Raw genomic sequence first — 17,772 nt, 5'->3', positions numbered from 1 at the left:
CAGGCGTAAGCGCCGTTCAGCCGGTTGTAGGCGCACATGACGGAGCCGGGATCGGACTGCTCCAGCACAAACTGGAAGGCCAGCAGGTCGGACATGCGGTTGTCGGCATCGCCGATGCGGGCATCGAGGATGAAGCGGCCGGTCTCCTGGTCGTTGACGGCGAAGTGCTTCATCGTCGCGATCACGTGATTGGACTGGATGCCCCTGACCTGCTGCGCCACCATGGTGCCGGCCAGCAGCGGATCTTCGCCGGCGTATTCGAAATTGCGGCCGTTGCGCGGCTCGCGCAGCAGGTTCACGCCGCCGGCCAGCATCACGTTGAAGCCGGAGGCGCGCGCCTCGGCGCCTATCATCGCGCCGCCGTTGTAGGCCAGCTTGCGGTCCCAGGTGGCGGCGCTGGCCAGGCCGGACGGCAGCGAGGTGCGCTCGCGCGGCGTCTTGGTGGCTTGCGAGGCGACGCCCAGTCCTGCATCGGTCTCAAACAAAGCCGGCAAGCCGAGGCGCGGCACGCCGGGAATATAGCCCGCCGAGAAAGGCAGCGCGGCGGGATTGCGTTTCTTGTCGCCGAAGTCCGAGCCGAACCAGCCCATCACCCAGTCCAGTTTTTCCCGCTGCGTCATGGCCTGCAGCGCCAGCGTTGCGCGGCGGTCGGCATCGAGTCTGGCGTCCGTCCACGGACGCTCGGGGACGGACGCCTCGGCCGCGTATGCCGGCAGCGCGGTGGCCAGCACCACCACGGTGGACGCAATCGCCGTCAGGGCCGCGGCCAGCGCGATGGCCAGCGGGCGCAGATTCAATTCTGAATTCAAGATGTCTCCTTCTGTAAAGGCAGGCGGCCAACCGCCGCCTGCGGCGCTGCATGCGCGTTGGTGACGTTAGTAGCTGATGCCGAGGCGCGCGCCCAGCGTGCGCGGTTCGACGTAGCCGGCCTGCATCTGCCCGCCGGTCGCCGCGCCGCCCCAGGTTTTGGCCCAGGTGTCGGTCACGTTGCGCACATAGCCTTCCACGTACCACTTGTCGTCCGGGCTGGCCAGCTTGAGCGAGACGTCGCCCTTGGCATAGCCCTTCTGCGACAGGCCGATGTGCGGATCGTCGAAGTTGAGCAGGTCGAAGTAGATCTTGCTCTGGTAGCGCATGCCGCCCCAGGCCACCAGCTTGTAGCCGTTGTCGAGCGCGAAGTCCTGCGACAGGTTCAGGCCGAAGGTGTATTTCGGCGCGTTCGGCAGCGTGTTGCCTTCGAGGTTGCGCGCGCGGCGGCCGCGCAGGCGCGCTTCCGGCCCGCTGTACACTTCGGGGCACTTCGAGACCGAGTTGAACTCGATGCGCTCGTTGCACAGATAGGCGTCGTTGTAGGAATCGTAGTCGTGGATGGTCGGCTTGATGTAGCTGGCGAAGCCGCCCAGCTTGGCGCCCGGCCACGGCTTGTAGTCCCACTCGATTTCCAGGCCGGGGATGTTGACCTTGGCCACGTTGACGGTCTGCCAGCCGTGCTGGATGTCGCAGGCCGGATCGGAGGTGCAAGGGCTCTTCGGTATGATCTGCGCGAAGAAGTTATCGCCGGTGATCTGCATGTCCTTGTAGCGTTGGAAGAAGGCCACCACGGACAGGCCCAGGCGGTTCTCCAGCAGCTTGGCCTTGTAGCCCAGCTCGAAATTGATGACCGTCTCCGGGCCGTACGGCGTGTACGAGATGTTGGGCGACGGGCCGTTCACGCACTGCATGCCGCCGCACAGGTCGTGCTTGTCGCCGAAGCCGCCGGATTTGTAGCCGGTCGAGATCGAGCCGTACGCCATCTCGCGCGCGTTGATCTGCTTGTTCAAGCCCAGGCGCCAGGTGAATTTGCGCCAGCTGTCGGCGTGGTCGTTGGGCGTCGGATCGCCGAAGCCGAGCAAGGCTTGCGGGCCGTTGTTGGGGCCCATCGCCGTGGTCAGGTCGTTGCCGTTGTGCGGACGCCAGCCCGGCGAGCCGGGCACGCCGGGGTTGTACAGGCCGAGGTAGTAGGCATTCGGGAAACCGCCGCCCCAGCTGCCGCCGCCGTAGTTCAGGCCGCCCTGGTCGGACTTGCTGTCGCGGCTGAAGCGGCCGCCGACCGTGCCGGTCCAGGTCGGAGCGAAGGTCCAGTCGGCCTGCGCGAAGGCGGCCTTGGCGTCGATTTCGCGGTCAGGCTGCGCGTAGTACTGCGAAATCGGCGCGCCGTACGGGCCGTAGACCAGGTTCTCCTGCGAGAAGTTGATCTGGTTTTTCTCGTGCATCCAGAACAGGCCGGCGACGTATTTGAAGGCGCCGAAATTCTGCTTGAGCTGCAGCTCGTTGACGGTGGACTTGTAGCGCGAATCGTGGGTGCGGGTGGCGCTGTCCTTGACCGGCCACGTGCCCCAGTTGCCGCCCGATTGCAGCGGCAGGCTGACCTCGACCTGGAACGGCAGCGGATGGAAGCCATTGTCGTCGTCATGCACCTGGCTGCGCTGCTGGTCGGCCCAGGCGAAGCCGTAGTCCAGCGTGGTGTTGGCGTTGACGTTCCAGGTGGCCTGCGAGCGCACGGTGTCGATGGTCATGTCGGTCTTGCCGGGTACGTTGATCAGCACGTCCCACTGGCCGCGGGTGCAGGCGTAGCGGGTGCCGGCGCCCTGGTCGCAGTCGCGCACGTTGACGTAGCCGGCGCCGTTGTTCTGGAATTTTTCCGCCGTCAGCAGCCATTCGACGTCGCGCCCGAACTTCATGCGCGCGGCCAGGCGGCCGGCCCATTCGTCCTGGTTGTTGTAGGCGTGGGCCGCGTCGACCTTGCTGTTGTAGCGCTGGTCCACCAGCGGCGTGCCGGGCGGGAAGACGGCGGCGAAGCCCTTGTCGGTGTAGCCGGTGAAGTCCTGCAGCTGGTTCAGGCGGCTGTCCTTCTTGACCTTCATGAACGTGGCGCGCAGCGCCAGACTGTCGTTGACGGCGATGTTCTGGATCATGTTGAGCTGCTTCATGTGCAGGCTGCCCATCTCGTACGAGCTGCTGCCGTAGGTGCTGCCGAACTCCGGCTTGGCCGGGATGATGTTGATGCTGCCGGCGGTGGAGTTGCGGCCGAACAGCGTGCCCTGCGGGCCGCGCAGCACCTCGACCTGCTCCAGGTCGAACATCAGCGCCTGCGCGCCCTGCGGACGCGGCGAGTACAGCCCGGCCACGTGCAGGCCGGCCGACGGGTCGCCGATCTCGGTGAAGTTGGTGGCGCTGATGCCGCGGATGGTGATCTGCACCGCCGAGTCGTTGGCCTCGGTCATCTGCACGTTGGGCAGTTCGCCGGAGATGCCCTTGAGGGTGGTGATGCCCTGGCGGGTCAGCTTGTCCTGGGTGAAGGCGGTCACCGCCAGCGGGGTCTTCAGCAGCGAGGTGGCGTAGCGGGTCGCGGTCACCTTCACTTCCGGGATGCCGTCCTTGTCGACGTCGGTGCCGACCACCTTGGGCGCGGCCTCGGCGGCGTCCGCCGGGGCGGCGAAGGCGGGTTGCGCGGCCAGGTTGAAAGCGCTGGCGACCGCCAGGCTCATGATGGTTTTCGTGGTCATCGCGTGCAAAATGTGTCTCCTGTTTTTTATTGTAAAAAAGCCGGCCCCTGTACCGAGGCCGGCAACTTCGCGGCGGGCGAAGCGATGAACTTTTACTGCTCCCTGCTTACTGCTCGATCAACTTGAACGACTGGGCCGGCGTGCCGTTGCAATCCCATACCTGCAGGCGCGCGCCGTTGGAGGTGGAGGCGCCCGGCACGTCCAGGCATTTGCCGCTGGCCCGGCCGACGAACTTGTAATAGCCGTCGCCCAGGTCGACCGCCTGCCATTGCTGGTTGCTGCCGCCGCCGTAGGTCCACAGCTGGACCGCCGAGCCGTTGGCCGTGCCCCAGCCGGCCACGTCCCACGCCAGCCCCGGCGCCTGCTGGGTGCTGACGCGGTAGTTGCCGCTGTCGGTGGGCGTGAACTGCCAGCGCTGGTTGGCGGCGCCGCGGCTGTCGCAGGCCCATTGCTGGACCACGGCGCCGTTGCTGGTCCCATACTCGGCGTCGTCGACGCAGGAGCCGCTGTTCTTGTTGACCACGCTGTACCACTTGCTCGGGTCGATGCCGTGTTTCGGATCGGTGTGGAACTGCACGTCGAAGTCGCGGCTGGCGAAGCCGGTGCCGTTGTTCCAGATCTCGGTGCCGGCTTCGACGTCCAGCAGCCACCAGTTGGCGTCGACCGCCTTGCGCCCGACCGAGTCGCGGAAGAACGGCACCAGGTCGAAGTTGACCTCGTTCACCGGCGAGGTGGCGACGTAGGAGACGATGTTCCAGCGCGGCCAGCCGGACGGGTTGTTCCAGGCGGTCCACACGTCCCAGTTCATGCCGTTGAGGTTGACGTTGCCGGTCTTGCTGCCGGCCGGTTGCGCCGGGCCGTTGTGGTTAATCCAGATCATGATCTCGGCGCCGTCCGGCTGGCCGCTGGCCGGCGCCTGCGGCGTGCTGTTGAACCAGATGTCGTAGGCCACGTCCCAGTTGCCGGCCGCGCCGGGCGTGATGCGCCAGCGGGTCGGCGCGTAGGTCAGCGCCTTCTGCTGCAGCGGCAGGCCGCTGTCCTTGGTGCACGAGCCCCAGTGGCAGCCCTTGTAGATGGCCGGATAGGCGGCCGGCGTGCTGTCCGGCGTGGTCGGCGTGGCGCTCAGGCTCCATTCGCCGGTGTCGGTGTTGACGTTGATGCACTGCTGGCCTGTGGCCTTGTCGTACCAGTAGTTGGTGATGACGGTGTAGGTCTCGCCCAGCACCGGGTACGAGGCGTAACGCTCGCAGGTCGATGCGGCCAGGCTGGGTGCGCTGTAGGCCAGGGCGATGGCGGCCGTGAGCGACAGTTTGGATAGCGTGATGGTTGGCATTGCTTCGTCTCCTTAACTATTTTTGTGAGAGAGCTCCCCGCGTGCAATGCCAAACAACAACATTGCACACAGATTAAGCATAGTCAGATAGCCAGCCGTCCACCCGTTCAAACTTGCGCAGCAGTCCGGCCAAAGTTGCGCAGCAGAGGAGTGTCATTTCAACCACAGCACATGTAACGGCGCTGGTCTTGCAAGAAAGAGATGACTATGATGGAAACGTTTCACTTGTCTTTTCATATTAACAGCATTTCCCGTTTTATAACCAGCAGCACGGAGCCAGTTACATGCACATGCCATCCCCGACGTCCCGGCCGCTGGAGTACCGGCTGAACCAGGTACTGGACTACATCGATGGGCATCTGGGCCAGAACCTCAACCTCGACTGCCTGGCCGCGCTGGCCCACCTGTCGCGCTACCATTTCCTGCGCCGATTCCAGCAGTGGAGCGCGGAGGCGCCGCACGCCTACGTGCGGCGGCGCCGGCTCGAGACCGGGGCCTCGCAGCTGTTGTACTCCTCCGATTCGATCGCGGCGATCGCGCAGAACTGCGGCTTCGACACTGCCGACGGCTTCGCCCGCGCCTTCCGCCAGCACTTCGGCCTGTCGCCGTCGCGCTGGCGCGACCGGCAGCGCGGCATGGCGGCCGCCAGCAGCCGCGGCCCGGTGGCCGGCCAGAACGGGCCGGTGCGCATCGTCCGCCTGCCGACCGCGCGCGTGGCCTACACCCGCCACTTCGGCCCCTACGACCAGGACAGCGCGGCGCAGTGGTCGCAGCTCGACGCCTGGTGCCGCCAGCACAACCTGCCGCCGTCGCCGCGCTTCGGCATGGGCTTGGACGATCCCGACATCACGGCGCCGGAGAAGTGCCGCTACGACGTCTGCGTGGAGGTGCCGGGGGATTTCGTGGCGCCGGCCGGCATGCCGATCAAGACCATCGCCGGCGGCGCGCACGCGGTGCTGCGCTTCATCGGCCCGCGGGTGTTGAGCAAGGATGCGTGGCACCGGCTGCTGCACGAGGGCGTGCTGTACGGCCGCTACAAGGCGGCCGCCCGCCCCTGCTTCGAGCGCTACGAGCCGGACCAGCGCGACGCCTGCGTGGAGGCGCAGGACTGCGAGCTATGCCTGCCGCTGGAGCCGCAGATGGCGCTGTGATGCCAAATCGTGGCTAGCTCGTCTTTGGCAGATGGGCTGCGAGGGTAACAGGTGCCGGAATACGGGCATCCTTGAGCGATTGAAGCAACATGGCTGCCGCCGGTGGATGTTGAGAGATCTGGATCGCGAACCGCTCCAACGATTCGCGCGTGGTCAGGCCGCCCAGCTGGTATTCACGCAGGACCGGGTCTTGAAGAATTTGCGCCTCAGTGAGGCCAGACAATGGGCCTCCCGGAGGAGCTGGATGACCTGGGACATGGCTGACAGAGCGAACATAGCGGTCGGCGATATCATTCATCATCTTGTTCAGAAGATCCTCGGCGGCCTTTTCTTCGTCGAAGTACGCTTGTGGAACATAAGTGAGCTGGCCGATCACGGGGACGCGCTGGACGGTATGAAGCACCTGCCCGCTGCCTAAGGTCTCCTCGACGACTATGTAGACCACATAATTGCGGTCAGCAGGATCGTTATGAAGGGAGACCGTCATTTGGTCGCCCGTCCAATCGATGGTGTAATCCAGATGAATCCCGTGCAACCCCGCTTTACGGTGCTGGCCCGTGGCAGGTTCAACGGCGTCGATCCAGCTCGCAAACTCGTCCACCGCGTTTAATATCGCCGCCGGAATATGGTCGCGCTGCAGACTGAAGGTCGGCACCAAGGAATTCCGGGGGGCCGCACCACTTCCAGCCTCGACGCCCAAGGCACGAAGGGCTGCGGAATCAGGGTTGTCGAACCTGGTAATCGCGGGCTGAACAGGCAACCACCAGTCATGCGTGATCGCCTGCAGAGCGGCCTTACCATTTGCGTGATAGGGCTGGCCGGGGGAAGGCCCTTCGGCGATCAGCGCTTCCCCGATAACTTGCGCGACAGAGGTAACAAGTGTCATGCAGCCGGGATGCTCCGCATCGTCGACGTAATCCGCGTGGTAAAACGAGGCGTAGCCCTGGTCGGTCCATCTGGATTGCGAGTAGCCAACCGGCAATGTGCGGAGCCAAACCTTGTAGCGCAGCGGCCGATCGCGGCCAAGTGGCTGGGTAGTCAGGTCAACGCTGGCCTTATATTGCTGTGGTTCCTGTTGCGCGGGAGACGAGATAACCCCTGTCAAAAAGTTGGGTTCGCTCTCCACCGTCACCGGAACAGCCGTGCCCGGTTTGCGGCGCAGCCATGTATCGACAACGCGAACCGTTTGGCTGACAGCGGGATCCGTTGCCTCATTACGAACGACAGCAATCAGGTGAACCAGATTGAGATAGCCACTGCTGTACAGAAGGTTGGCATAGTCAAGCTCGGCTTGCGCATTCGCAGCCAGGGCACAGACCTGCGGATTGGTGATGCGATAGCGGGTTTCTGATCGGGTTTGTGTGGAGGATACCGGCACGTCCATCTGGTAGCTTTCCAATTCTGCCGGGGGCATCCAGCGCACGTTCAGCAATCCCTGCTTGGAATATTGGTCGCCCTCGAAGCGAATGGGGCCGGCGGTGAACCCAGGGGTGAAATACGCATTATTGTATATGCGCAGATCCATTGCCCCCACGGTAAAACGATTGGAATTGGGCTTCAAAAAAGGCGGCAATCCGAACGCTGACAAATCGACCACCTCGTCGGCGGGGATGCCGAACGGTAAGCCGCCTGTGTCTCCTTGAAAATCGCCGGCCGTGTACACCGTACGGGCCAGTCCTTCGGCGCGCATGTTTTCGGTGAGCGTTTGCAGGTCACGAGCAATAACCCATAGTTCTTCGCGATGCTCACGCGTCGAGCGAAACTCCGGAGTCAGCGCGCGCAATATCGTGAGATAGGACGTGATGGCAAATAGGTTAAGCGGGACCATCAAGGAGTGGTCGAAGGTGTTGGCGCCCTGGGCCGGCATGATGGCACGGGTTGGAGGGCCGTCGTGAGGGAAGGTGAAGAGCCGCCCCTGAAGGAATTGCCAGACATTCGAATAGTCACTCTGATCGAAACTCGTCAGCCATGTGCTTGTGTCCAGAAGACGCCGTACGGCGATACCGGCGTTATCGGCTTGCTGGCGCATTTCGTGGTGACGCAGAGCAAGCGTCGACTTGTCGGGCGGCGTATTCTTGAGTTCGAAAACATAGTTGGAAAATGCATCCAGCGCGGCAGATATCTGGGCCCGCTGGTCCCGCAGATCGCGCTGCCATATTTGCGCCTCCAGCGACTTGAGTTGTCTGGCAAGATCGTCGAAACGCTTGGTGATCATGAGCTCCAAAGCGGACGGTCCCCCCTTGAACACGCCCAACAGCAACGTCAGAACGGCAATCGCCGCGCCAACGATGGGGACGACGCTACCGATGACGCTGGCAGCGGCGCCAATCGCTTGAAGCACATCAATTAAATGCTCCTTGTCGGCAAGCGCCATGCCGATGCCATCGAGAATATCGTCGAATTTTTCGCGGCTCTTGGGCTCATCTGCGTTGGGCAGACCTTTGGCCAAACCCTGAAATGCCTTACCGAGCGCATCAAGGGTAGCAGGCAAGCTACCGCCCGGCGTGGCATAGACCGGCTTGCCCGGATCGGTCCCGTGGGTCAACACACCGTCGCTGTCCATGTAAAGACCACCACCTAGGTGTACGCTGAATTCGGCCATCATGAGCTCCTCACGTGAGCTTGGCGAGAGCGCGAAGTCGACTGGCACGGCCCACAAAAATCAAGTCTAAGTGATGGGTTCAAGCGCTGTTTGATCTGTCTCAATCAGCGCTGAGGCCAGGGCCTAGCCAGCCGACAGCATGGCCGACATGCCGATCAGCGTGGGGTATTGTTCGGTGATGACGAAGGTGGGGATGTGCGCCAGGTAGTCGGAGAAGCGGCCCTTGTGCTCGAAGCGCGCGCGGAAGCCGGAGCGCTCGAAGAACTCGCTCATCTGCGGCACGATGCGCCCGCCGATGTAGATGCCGCCCTTGGCGCCCAAGGTCAGCGCGACGTTGCCGGCCACGGTGCCGAGCATGTCGCAGAAGGCGTCCAGCGTCTCCTCGCACACGGGGCACAGGCGGTGCAGGCCGCGCTCCATAATCTGCGCGGTGTTCAGGTCCTGCGGCTCGACGCGCGCGCGCTCGGCCAGCGCGCGGTACACCAGCGCGATGCCGATGCCCGACACCAGCCGCTCGCTCGACACATGCTCATGGTAGCGGCGCGCGTAGCGCAGGATGTCGATCTCGCGCTCGTTCATCGGCGCGAAGGTGCTGTGGCCGCCCTCGCTGTCGATGGCGATCCAGCGCTCGCCGGCCGGCACCAGGGCCGACACGCCCAGGCCCGCGTCCGCGCCCACCAGGCCGATGGTGGCGCCGGCACGCGCCACGCCGCCGCCGATCTGGCGCTTGTGGTCCGGCGCCAGATAGGGCAAGGCGCTGGCCAGCGCGGTGAAGTCGTTCACCACCACCAGCGATTTCAGGCTGAATTGCGAACACACGGCCTCGATCGAGAACGACCAGTGGTGGTTGGTCATCGTCACCCAATCGCCGTCGATGGGGTTGGCGATGGCGATGCCGGCCAGGCGCGCCTGGTAGCCGCCCGCCGCCACCGTGGCCGGCTGCGACAGATAGGCCACCAGCGCCGCGCCCAGCGTGGGATAGGCGGCGCAGTCGGTGACCCAGATCGCCTCGATCCGGTTGGGGGCGGTCTCCAGCCCGAAGCTGGCGCTGGTGCCGCCGATGTCGGCCAGCAGGCGCGGGCCGTTCGCGAGGTGCGAAAAAGATTCGCGTTGCATGTCTCTTCCTGTTTTCTTGTGGGTGCCGGCGGCTCGATTATATGCCACATCGCTTATGAAAACGATTTCAAGCACCGTTTTCATTAAATACCGTCTGTCGATGAAAGTCAATGTGGCATCGGTGGTGGATTTGGCCGGAGGGCCCGGGTTTTATGGTAATCTTCCGGCGAAAAGGTTTTCACAAAATAACGATCACAACAGGAATTGCCTTGGCAGACGTCCCCCACTCCACCGGCCCATCGACCCTGATGGATGTTGCGCGCCAGGCGGGCGTGTCGCCCAGCACCGTGTCGCGCATCCTCAACGGCACCGCCCGGGTGTCGGACGACAAGCGCCTGGCCGTGCTGGCCGCCATCGACAAGATGAAGTTCGCGCCCAACCAGATGGCGCAGGGCCTGAAAAAAGGCCGCTCGATGACCATCGGCATCGTGGTGCAGGACATCTCCTCGCCCTTCTTCGACGAAACCCTGCGCGGCGTGGACGACGGCTTGAAAGGTACGGGCTACGCCTCGGTGATCGTCAGCGGCCACTGGAACGCGGAAGAGGAAGCCGACCGCATGCGTCTGCTGCTGGCGCGCAAGGTGGACGGCATCATCCTGCTGTCGGGCCGCATGTCGGACCAGGCCGTGCTGGGCTTTTCCAGCCAGCGCCCCATCGTCTCCACCGGCCGCGCCTTGCAGACCCGCAGCGCGCTGGGCTTCAAGCTGGACAACGAATCGGGCGCCTGCATGGCGGTCCACCATTTGATCGAGCTGGGCCACCGGCGCATCGCCTTCATCTCCGGCCCGGCCAACAACATCGACGCCGCCGAGCGCCTGGCCGGCTACACGCGCGCGCTGCGCGAGGCGCACATCGAGCTGGATCCGGACCTGATCGTCGAGGGCAACTACCACGAGGCCAGCGGCATGCTGGCGATGAACCGGCTGTTCGACACCCACCAGCAATTCACCGCCGTGTTCGCGGCCAACGACCTGAGCGCATATGGCGCGCGGCTGGCGCTGTACCGCAAGGGCATCCGCGTGCCGGACGACATCTCGCTGGTCGGCTTCGACGATTTGCCCGGCTCGTCCTATACCACGCCGCCACTAACGACTATACGCCAGCCCTTGTATGACATCGGCCGCATCGCCACCCAGGCGCTGCTGCGCATCATCAACGGCGAGGAAGCGCGCGGCGAAGTGCCGCCGCTGGAGCTGATCGTGCGCGAAACCACGCGCCGCGTGCGCTGATCGCGATAGCCACACGGAAAGCTGGTCTTTTCTGCACCGATGGCGCAACCGCTTTACAATGACGGACGTTTCGGCAAGAATCACCTCGATTTTTTCACATCGTCAAACCAACACAAGGAAGAACAATGGAACATACCCTGCCACCACTGCCCTACGCAATCGACGCCCTGGCGCCGCACATCTCGCAAGAGACGCTGGAATACCACTACGGCAAGCACCATCAAACGTATGTGACCAACCTGAACAACCTGATCAAGGGCACCGAGTTCGAGAACCTGTCCCTGGAAGAGATCGTCAAGAAATCGTCCGGCGGCATCTTCAACAACTCGGCCCAGGTGTGGAACCACACCTTCTACTGGAACGGCCTGACCCCGAACGGCAAGGGCGCACCAAGCGGCGCGCTGGCCGACGCGATCAACGCCAAGTGGGGTTCGTTCGACAAGTTCAAGGAAGAGTTCACCAAGTCGTGCGTGGGCAACTTCGGTTCGAGCTGGACCTGGCTGGTGAAGAAGGCCGACGGTTCGCTGGACATCGTCAACACCTCCAACGCCGCCACCCCGCTGACCACCGACGCCAAAGCGCTGATCACCTGCGACCTGTGGGAGCACGCCTACTACATCGACTACCGCAACGCGCGTCCTAAGTACGTAGAGACCTTCTTCAAGCTGGCCAACTGGGACTTCGCAGCCGCCAACTTCGCCTGAGCTGTCTGAGTTTTATCCCCGCACTGCATGGCCGTGCGGGATTTCCCCTCCTTACTGCAACTGCAGGGTCTTGACGATCTTGAAGTCGCTCTTTTCGCCGGCGCCCGATGCGGTGTTGCGGCTCTCCTTGCGGATCGATACCAGGCGGTTGCCGGCCAGCGCGTAGACGCTCGACTCTTCGTTCTTCGCCTCGAAGGTGACGACGATAAAGGCCCGGCCATAAACATTCTGCGTGATGCGGCTCGCCAGCGGCGTGCCGTCGGCCGCGATCCAGACGTGCAGCTTGCCGTCGAATTCCTTGACGTACTTCCTATCCCTGTCGCTCAGCGCGTCGATGCCCTGCGCGAAGGTCAGCAGGCGCGCCGGCTTGCCCTGGTAGACGTCGGCCTTCTCGCTCAGGAAGCTGGTCTTCTCCAGCATGTGCGCCAGGCTGCTGGCCGCAGAGATCATCGGCCGCAGGTCGGTCGGGCTGAATTCGCGGGCGGCGTTCAACGTCGGCGTCTTGGCGTTGGGGTTGCGGGCGACCGCCGTCGCTTCCGCATCGAGCCTGGCCAGCATGTCGCGGCTGTAACTGAGCTGCATGCCTCGCTGGCCATCCTCGATGCCGACCATGGCCTGGCCGCTGGTTTCGTCGGCGTCCTTGCCCTCGCCGTTGCGGCGCCAGACGTTCGAATCCAGCGTGGCCTTCAACGGCACCGGCTCCTGCAGGTGCTCCAATGCCGCCTTCAAATCGGCCACGCCATCGGCGCGCGCGGCGGCGCCGGCCAGCGCCAGCACGGGGATCAACATCAGATGTGGCAATCGCATTCGTTCCTCTCTCAGGCGGCGGCCAGGCGGCCGGCATTCATGGTGACGGTTCTGCCGCAGCGCGCGGCGATCGACAAATCGTGCGTGACCAGCACCAGCGTCGAGCCGCGCTCTCGGTTCAGCGCGAACATCAGTTCGATCACCGCCGCGCCGGTGGCCGCGTCCAGCGCGCCGGTGGGCTCGTCGGCCAGCAACAGCGGCGGCTCGCAGACGAAGGCCCGCGCCAACGCCACCCGCTGCTGCTCGCCGCCGGACATGTACTTCGGATAGTGGCGCAAGCGCGCCGACAGGCCCACCCGCTCCAGCATCGCCCTCGCCTTCTCGCCCGCCTGCGCCTCGCCGCGCAGCTCCAGCGGCAGCATAACGTTCTCCAGCGCGGTCAGGTGCGGCAGCAGCTGGAACGACTGGAACACGAAGCCCACGTTCTGCTGCCGGAACACGGCGCGGCCGTCCTCGGTGAGCTGGAAGATGTCGGTGTTCTCCAACTCCACCGTGCCGCTGGTCGGCAGGTCCAGCCCCGCCAGTATGCCCAGCAGCGTGGACTTGCCCGAGCCGGACGCGCCGACGATGGCCAGCGTCTCCCCGGCCTGCACCGTCAGGTCGATGTCGTGCAGGATGGTCAGTTCGCCGGTGGCGTCGGTGACGCGCTTGCCGAGGTTTTTTACCGCTATCGCCGGCCGCAGCAGGCTGGCCGCGAGATTCATATTGGTCATTGATGCTCCTAATTTTCCCGAAGACTGAGTAAGGGCGGCTGGTTCAACACGTTGCGCAGACCCGCCCAACCGCCGGCCAGCGCGCACAAGGCGCCTGCCAGCAGGCCGGCGATCCACAACAACGGCGACCATTGCCATTCCAGGTGAAAGCTGAAGCGCGCCAGCGCCCAGCTGGCGGCGGTCGCGCCGCCGGCCGCCAGCAAGCCCGCCAGGGCGCCGGTCAGCAGATGCTCTATCCACTGCGCCTGCGACAGCTGCCGGCGCGTGGCGCCCAGCGCGCGCAGCAGCGCGGCCTGGCGCTTGCGCGCGTCCAGCGATCCCGCCATCGCAGCGTACAGTACCAGCAATCCGGACATCAGCGTGAACGCGAACAGGAATTCCACCGCCGCGCTGACCTGCGCCAGCGTCTCCTGCATGCGCTCGATGAAGGCGCTGATGTCGAACACGCTCACGTTCGGGTAGTCGCGCGCCAGCAGGTAGGCAAAGCGCCGGTCGTCCGCCGGCACGTGCACGGTGGTCGCCAGCGTGGCCGGCATGGCGGCCATCAGCGCGGGCGCGACTTCGAAGGCCGCCGCCACCTGGTGCGCGCGCCAGTCCACCTTGCGCAGGCTGGTGGCCTTGACGTCCAGCGTCTCGCCGGCCACGTCGAAGGTCAGGCGGTCGCCCAGCTTGACGCCAAGGATTTCGGCGATGCCCTGGTCGACCGACACTTCCGCCGCGACGCCGTCGTACCAGCGGCCAGCGGTGATGGTGTTGGGCGCCTGCAGCGAGGCGGCGTGTTCGATTTCCATTTCGCGCTCGACCATCTCCTTCGCACGCGGATCGTCCAAGCTGGCGGGCTTGCCGTTGATGCCGACCAGCCGCCCGCGGCTCAACACATGCATCCGCGGCTGGCCGTACTTGTTCAGCCGCGCCTCCAGCGCCTGCCGCTGGTCCGGCTGGATATTGATGATGTAGTGGTTCGGCGCGCCGTCCGGCGTGGCCTGGCGCCAGGCTGAAAGCAGGTCGCCGCGCACCACCGTCAGCAGCAGCAAGGCGGTCAGGCCCAGCGCCAGCGCGACGATCTGCGTGATGCTCGCGGCCGGGCGGCGGCGCAGGTCGGTGACGGCGAAGCGCCAGGCCGGATGGTTGAACAGGCCGCGCATCGGCCGCAGCGCGCCGACGCCCAGCCACGCCGCCAGGCCGAACACCAGCCCGCACAGCGCGAACGCGAGGGCCGCGCCCAAGCCGAGCATGACGTCGGCGGTCTGCCACACCAACAGCGCGGTGAACACGCCGGCGCCCAGCGCATAGCTGGCGACGGTGCGCGCCTGCGGCGCTTCCTGCTCGCGGCGCAGCAGCCGCACCTGCGACACGTTGCGCATCTGGAGCAGCGGCGGCAGCGCAAAGCCCAGCAACAGCGCCAGTCCCGCCACCAGGCCTTGCAGCGCCGGCTGCCAGCCGGGCGGCGGCAGGTCGGCGTCCACCAGCTTGCCCAGCCATTCGAGCAGCACAAAGTGGCAGCCGAATCCCAGCAGCACGCCGGCCACGCTGCCGGCCACGCCCAGCATCAGGAACTCCAGCAGATACATGCGGATCTGCTGCGACTGCGTCTGGCCCAGGCAGCGCAGCACGGCGCAGGCGTCGAGGTGGCGCTGCACGTAGCGGCGCGCGGCCATCGCCACCGCGATCCCGGCCAGCAGCGCGGACAACAGCCCAACCAGCGACAGGAACTGCCGCACCTGGTCCTGCATGGACTGGCTGTCCTTGCCCATCGAAGCCAGCGTGCTGATTTCGATGCCCAGCCTGGGCGCGGCGGCGATGCGCGCCTTGATCCATTGTTCGAACCCGGCCACCTGCGCCGGTTCGCCGGCCACCAGCAGGCGGTGGGTGGCGATGGCGTGCTGCTGCAGCAGGCCGGTGGACATCAGGTCGGCGCCGTTGATCATCGCGCGTGGCGCCAGCGTCACGAACGATGCGGCGGCGTCGGGCTCGGAGGCGATCACGCCGGCCACCGTCAGGCTGCGGTCGCCGATGCGCAAGGTGGAACCGTCGTGCAGGTTCAGCGCAGCCGTCAGGGTCGCGTCCACCCACACGGTTCCGGGCGCGGGGATGGACGCGGCCACCGCCGCCGGCCCGCCGTCGCGGCGCAGCTTCATGTGGCCGCGCAAGGGGTAGCCGTCGCTCACGCTCTTGAGCGCGACCAGCATCGACGCGCCCTGCTCGTCCCTGCCGGCGACGGCCATGTTCAGCATCGCGACCGTGTCGGCGCTGCGCAGGCCGCGCCGCCTGGCCTCGGCGCGCACGTCGTCGGGCAAGGGCTGGTCGGACGCCAGCACCAGGTCGGCGGCCAGCACCTGGTTGGCGTTGCGCGCGATGCCGGCGCCCATGCGCGCGGTGAAGAAGTTCACCGACGACAGCGCCGCCACCGACAGCATCAACGCCGCCAGCAGGAACCTCAACTCGCCCGCGCGCCAGTCGCGCCGCAGCATGGAAAACGATAGTCTGAACATCTCGCCGGCTTCCGGAATAAAACCCGCAGCATGCCAAAACCGCCGCGCGTCGACCGCCGCAATGCGACGAAACGCCAGCCGCCGCGACGGTTTGCCAGATTGGAGGGCTGGATTGCACGGCACGATCCGCACAATCTGCACGATTGGGCCGGCGTGCCTATAATTCAGGACACTTCTCTTCCACCCCGGAGTATCCAGATGACCTACCACGCCTCGCCGCACCGCTACGACGCGATGCAGTACCGCCGCTGCGGCCGCAGCGGCCTGCAGCTGCCGCTGATGTCCCTCGGACTGTGGCACAACTTCGGCGACACCAACTCGCTCGCCTCGCAGCGCGACATGCTGCGCACCGCCTTCGACCTGGGCATCACCCACTTCGACCTGGCCAACAACTACGGCCCGCCATATGGCTCGGCCGAATCCAATTTCGGCCAGGTGTTCAAGGCCGACTTCCGTCCTTATCGCGATGAGCTGATCGTCTCCACCAAGGCCGGCTGGGACATGTGGCCCGGCCCCTACGGCCAGGGCGGCGGTTCGCGCAAGTATGTGCTGGCCAGCCTGGATCAGAGCCTGCAGCGCATGGGCCTCGACTACGTCGACATCTTCTATTCGCACCGCTTCGATCCGGACACGCCGCTGGAGGAAACCATGGGCGCGCTGGCGCACGCGGTCCAGCAGGGCAAGGCGCTGTATGTGGGCGTGTCGTCGTATTCGGCCGAGAAGACCGCCGAGGCGGCGCGCCTGCTGGCCGAGTGGAAGGTGCCGTGCCTGATCCACCAGCCGTCCTACAATATGCTGAACCGCTGGATCGAGGAAGACCTGCTCGACACGCTGGCCGCGCAGGGCATGGGCTGCATCACCTTCACCGCGCTGGCGCAGGGCATCCTGAGCGACAAATACCTGAACGGGATTCCGCAGGACTCACGCGTGAACCGCCCCGGCGGCGGCTCGCTGCAGAAGGCGCACCTGAGCGATGCAAACCTGGCGCGCGTGCGCGGCCTGAACGAGATCGCCAAGGCGCGCGGCCAGACGCTGGCGCAGATGGCGCTGGCCTGGGTGCTGCGCGATGCGCGCGTGACGTCCACGCTGATCGGCGCCAGCAGCAGCGCGCAGATCCGCGAGAACGTGGCGGCCTTGCAGAACCTGGCCTTCAGCGCCAAGGAACTGGCCGACATCGACGTGCTGGCCAGGGAAGGCGACATCAATCTGTGGGCCGGATCGTCCAGCCACAAATAAAGGCCGCTACGGCCGCGACGCGGGCGGCGAGCCGGTGCGCGACCAATCGCGCCGCTCGGGGCGCTCTTCCGCCGCCCCGTCGTTGAACGCGCCGTCCACCACCGGGATCGTCTCGACGTGATCGAAGCCGATGTCGGCGTCCGCCGGCAGCGTTTCGACGTCCACGCCGGCGCGCTCGCCGGTGCCTTCGGCGTCGGTGTCGCTATCGAGGCCCAGATCGGGCTCGCCGACGACATCGCTGCCGCTGTCGGAGTTGTCGCTGGGGCCCAGCGCCCGCGTGCCATGGCCGCGCCCCAGACTGCGGTCGGTGCCTACCGGGATATTGTCCGGGTCCAAGGTACTGTCAGACATGATCTGCTCCTCCCTCTGAAAACTCCATTTGACCATCGCCGCCGCGCCCGTTCCGTGCGCGACCGCGCATAAACGCTATCGTTCTCATAGGAATTTTTTACTTTACAAATGTATTATTCATCTCTATAGTTACTCCATCCCAGCAGCCAAACCAAGGAGCAACGCCATGAGCATCACCGCCAAAAACCTGATCACCGCCGCCGCCACCGCAGCTTTCGCGATCGCCGCCACGGCCACCACCGTCACCAACGCCTTCGCGCAGACCGCCGCGCCGGCAGCGGCCAACACGGCCGCCACGACCACCGCCGCCGCGCAAACCGCCGTCGCCAACGGCGCGCTGGCTGCCACCGCCAAAGCCCAACCGGCCGGCCTGACCCGCGCCCAAGTGCAGGCCGAATTCCTGGAAGCGCGCAAGAACGGCACGCTGATCGAGAACGAAGCCGACATGGACGTCGCCCAGACCAAGAAACACCACGTCAAGTAATCGGCAGCC

14 protein-coding genes are annotated in these 17,772 nt (G+C 65.4%); 5 read left to right on the top strand and 9 right to left on the bottom strand.

What is annotated here, in order from left to right; all coding sequences use genetic code 11:
* From AC07WS_RS22320 to AC07WS_RS22310, 3 genes are all read right to left on the bottom strand, one after another.
* Positions 1 to 737: glycoside hydrolase family 3 N-terminal domain-containing protein (locus AC07WS_RS22320; RefSeq protein ID WP_494731200.1), on the bottom strand; the 737-nt coding region annotated here is incomplete at its 3' end.
* A 138-nt stretch (positions 738 to 875) separates the two neighbouring features.
* Positions 876 to 3,545, bottom strand: coding sequence for a TonB-dependent receptor (locus tag AC07WS_RS22315; protein ID WP_494731199.1), 2,670 nt, complete (start codon positions 3,543 to 3,545; stop codon positions 876 to 878).
* A gap of 106 nt (positions 3,546 to 3,651) precedes the next feature.
* Positions 3,652 to 4,878: an RICIN domain-containing protein gene (locus AC07WS_RS22310; RefSeq protein WP_494731193.1), complete on the bottom strand. Its 1,227-nt coding sequence runs from the start codon at positions 4,876 to 4,878 to the stop codon at positions 3,652 to 3,654.
* Positions 4,879 to 5,162: 284 nt separating this feature from the next.
* On the opposite strand from AC07WS_RS22310, the gene AC07WS_RS22305 reads away from it, so the two are divergent.
* The gene (locus AC07WS_RS22305; protein WP_494731192.1) at positions 5,163 to 6,029 is read left to right on the top strand and encodes an AraC family transcriptional regulator; all 867 of its coding nucleotides are present in this window, start codon (positions 5,163 to 5,165) and stop codon (positions 6,027 to 6,029) included.
* Positions 6,030 to 6,042: 13 nt separating this feature from the next.
* Here AC07WS_RS22305 and AC07WS_RS22300 read toward each other — a convergent pair whose 3' ends face one another.
* On the bottom strand, positions 6,043 to 8,631 hold the full coding sequence (locus AC07WS_RS22300) for a hypothetical protein (protein ID WP_494731191.1): 2,589 nt from the start codon (positions 8,629 to 8,631) through the stop codon (positions 6,043 to 6,045).
* Between the two features lie 123 nt (positions 8,632 to 8,754).
* Entirely contained in the window at positions 8,755 to 9,747 is a 993-nt protein-coding gene (locus tag AC07WS_RS22295; RefSeq protein ID WP_494731190.1) for a glucokinase, read from the bottom strand.
* A gap of 248 nt (positions 9,748 to 9,995) precedes the next feature.
* On the opposite strand from AC07WS_RS22295, the gene AC07WS_RS22290 reads away from it, so the two are divergent.
* Positions 9,996 to 10,976: a LacI family DNA-binding transcriptional regulator gene (locus AC07WS_RS22290; RefSeq protein ID WP_494731198.1), complete on the top strand. Its 981-nt coding sequence runs from the start codon at positions 9,996 to 9,998 to the stop codon at positions 10,974 to 10,976.
* Between the two features lie 125 nt (positions 10,977 to 11,101).
* Complete coding sequence (gene sodB / locus AC07WS_RS22285) at positions 11,102 to 11,680, top strand: superoxide dismutase [Fe] (protein ID WP_117014711.1); 579 nt, start codon at positions 11,102 to 11,104, stop codon at positions 11,678 to 11,680.
* A gap of 51 nt (positions 11,681 to 11,731) precedes the next feature.
* Here the strand turns inward: sodB and AC07WS_RS22280 are convergent, their stop codons facing one another.
* From AC07WS_RS22280 to AC07WS_RS22270, 3 genes are read right to left on the bottom strand one after another with little or no spacing between them, the layout of a single operon-like run.
* Positions 11,732 to 12,487: a hypothetical protein gene (locus AC07WS_RS22280; RefSeq protein ID WP_494731189.1), complete on the bottom strand. Its 756-nt coding sequence runs from the start codon at positions 12,485 to 12,487 to the stop codon at positions 11,732 to 11,734.
* An 11-nt stretch (positions 12,488 to 12,498) separates the two neighbouring features.
* Entirely contained in the window at positions 12,499 to 13,200 is a 702-nt protein-coding gene (locus AC07WS_RS22275) for an ABC transporter ATP-binding protein (RefSeq protein WP_494731188.1), read from the bottom strand.
* A gap of 8 nt (positions 13,201 to 13,208) precedes the next feature.
* Positions 13,209 to 15,692: an ABC transporter permease gene (locus AC07WS_RS22270; RefSeq protein WP_494731187.1), complete on the bottom strand. Its 2,484-nt coding sequence runs from the start codon at positions 15,690 to 15,692 to the stop codon at positions 13,209 to 13,211.
* Between the two features lie 198 nt (positions 15,693 to 15,890).
* Between AC07WS_RS22270 and mgrA the strand changes: the two genes are divergently transcribed.
* Positions 15,891 to 16,928, top strand: a complete 1,038-nt coding sequence (mgrA, locus tag AC07WS_RS22265; protein ID WP_494731186.1) for an L-glyceraldehyde 3-phosphate reductase — start codon at positions 15,891 to 15,893, stop codon at positions 16,926 to 16,928.
* A 6-nt stretch (positions 16,929 to 16,934) separates the two neighbouring features.
* Here mgrA and AC07WS_RS22260 read toward each other — a convergent pair whose 3' ends face one another.
* Positions 16,935 to 17,279, bottom strand: coding sequence for a hypothetical protein (locus AC07WS_RS22260; protein WP_494731185.1), 345 nt, complete (start codon positions 17,277 to 17,279; stop codon positions 16,935 to 16,937).
* Positions 17,280 to 17,445: 166 nt separating this feature from the next.
* Between AC07WS_RS22260 and AC07WS_RS22255 the strand changes: the two genes are divergently transcribed.
* Positions 17,446 to 17,763 carry a DUF4148 domain-containing protein gene (locus AC07WS_RS22255; protein ID WP_494731184.1) on the top strand — a complete coding sequence of 106 codons (318 nt, stop codon included), beginning with the start codon at positions 17,446 to 17,448 and terminating at the stop codon, positions 17,761 to 17,763.
* Positions 17,764 to 17,772 lie beyond the last annotated feature (9 nt).

This window comes from Duganella sp. GW821-FHT01E12, assembly GCF_059422325.1.
The sequence above is the reverse complement of the archived record's forward strand: the minus strand, read 5'-3'. Positions and strand labels throughout refer to the sequence as shown.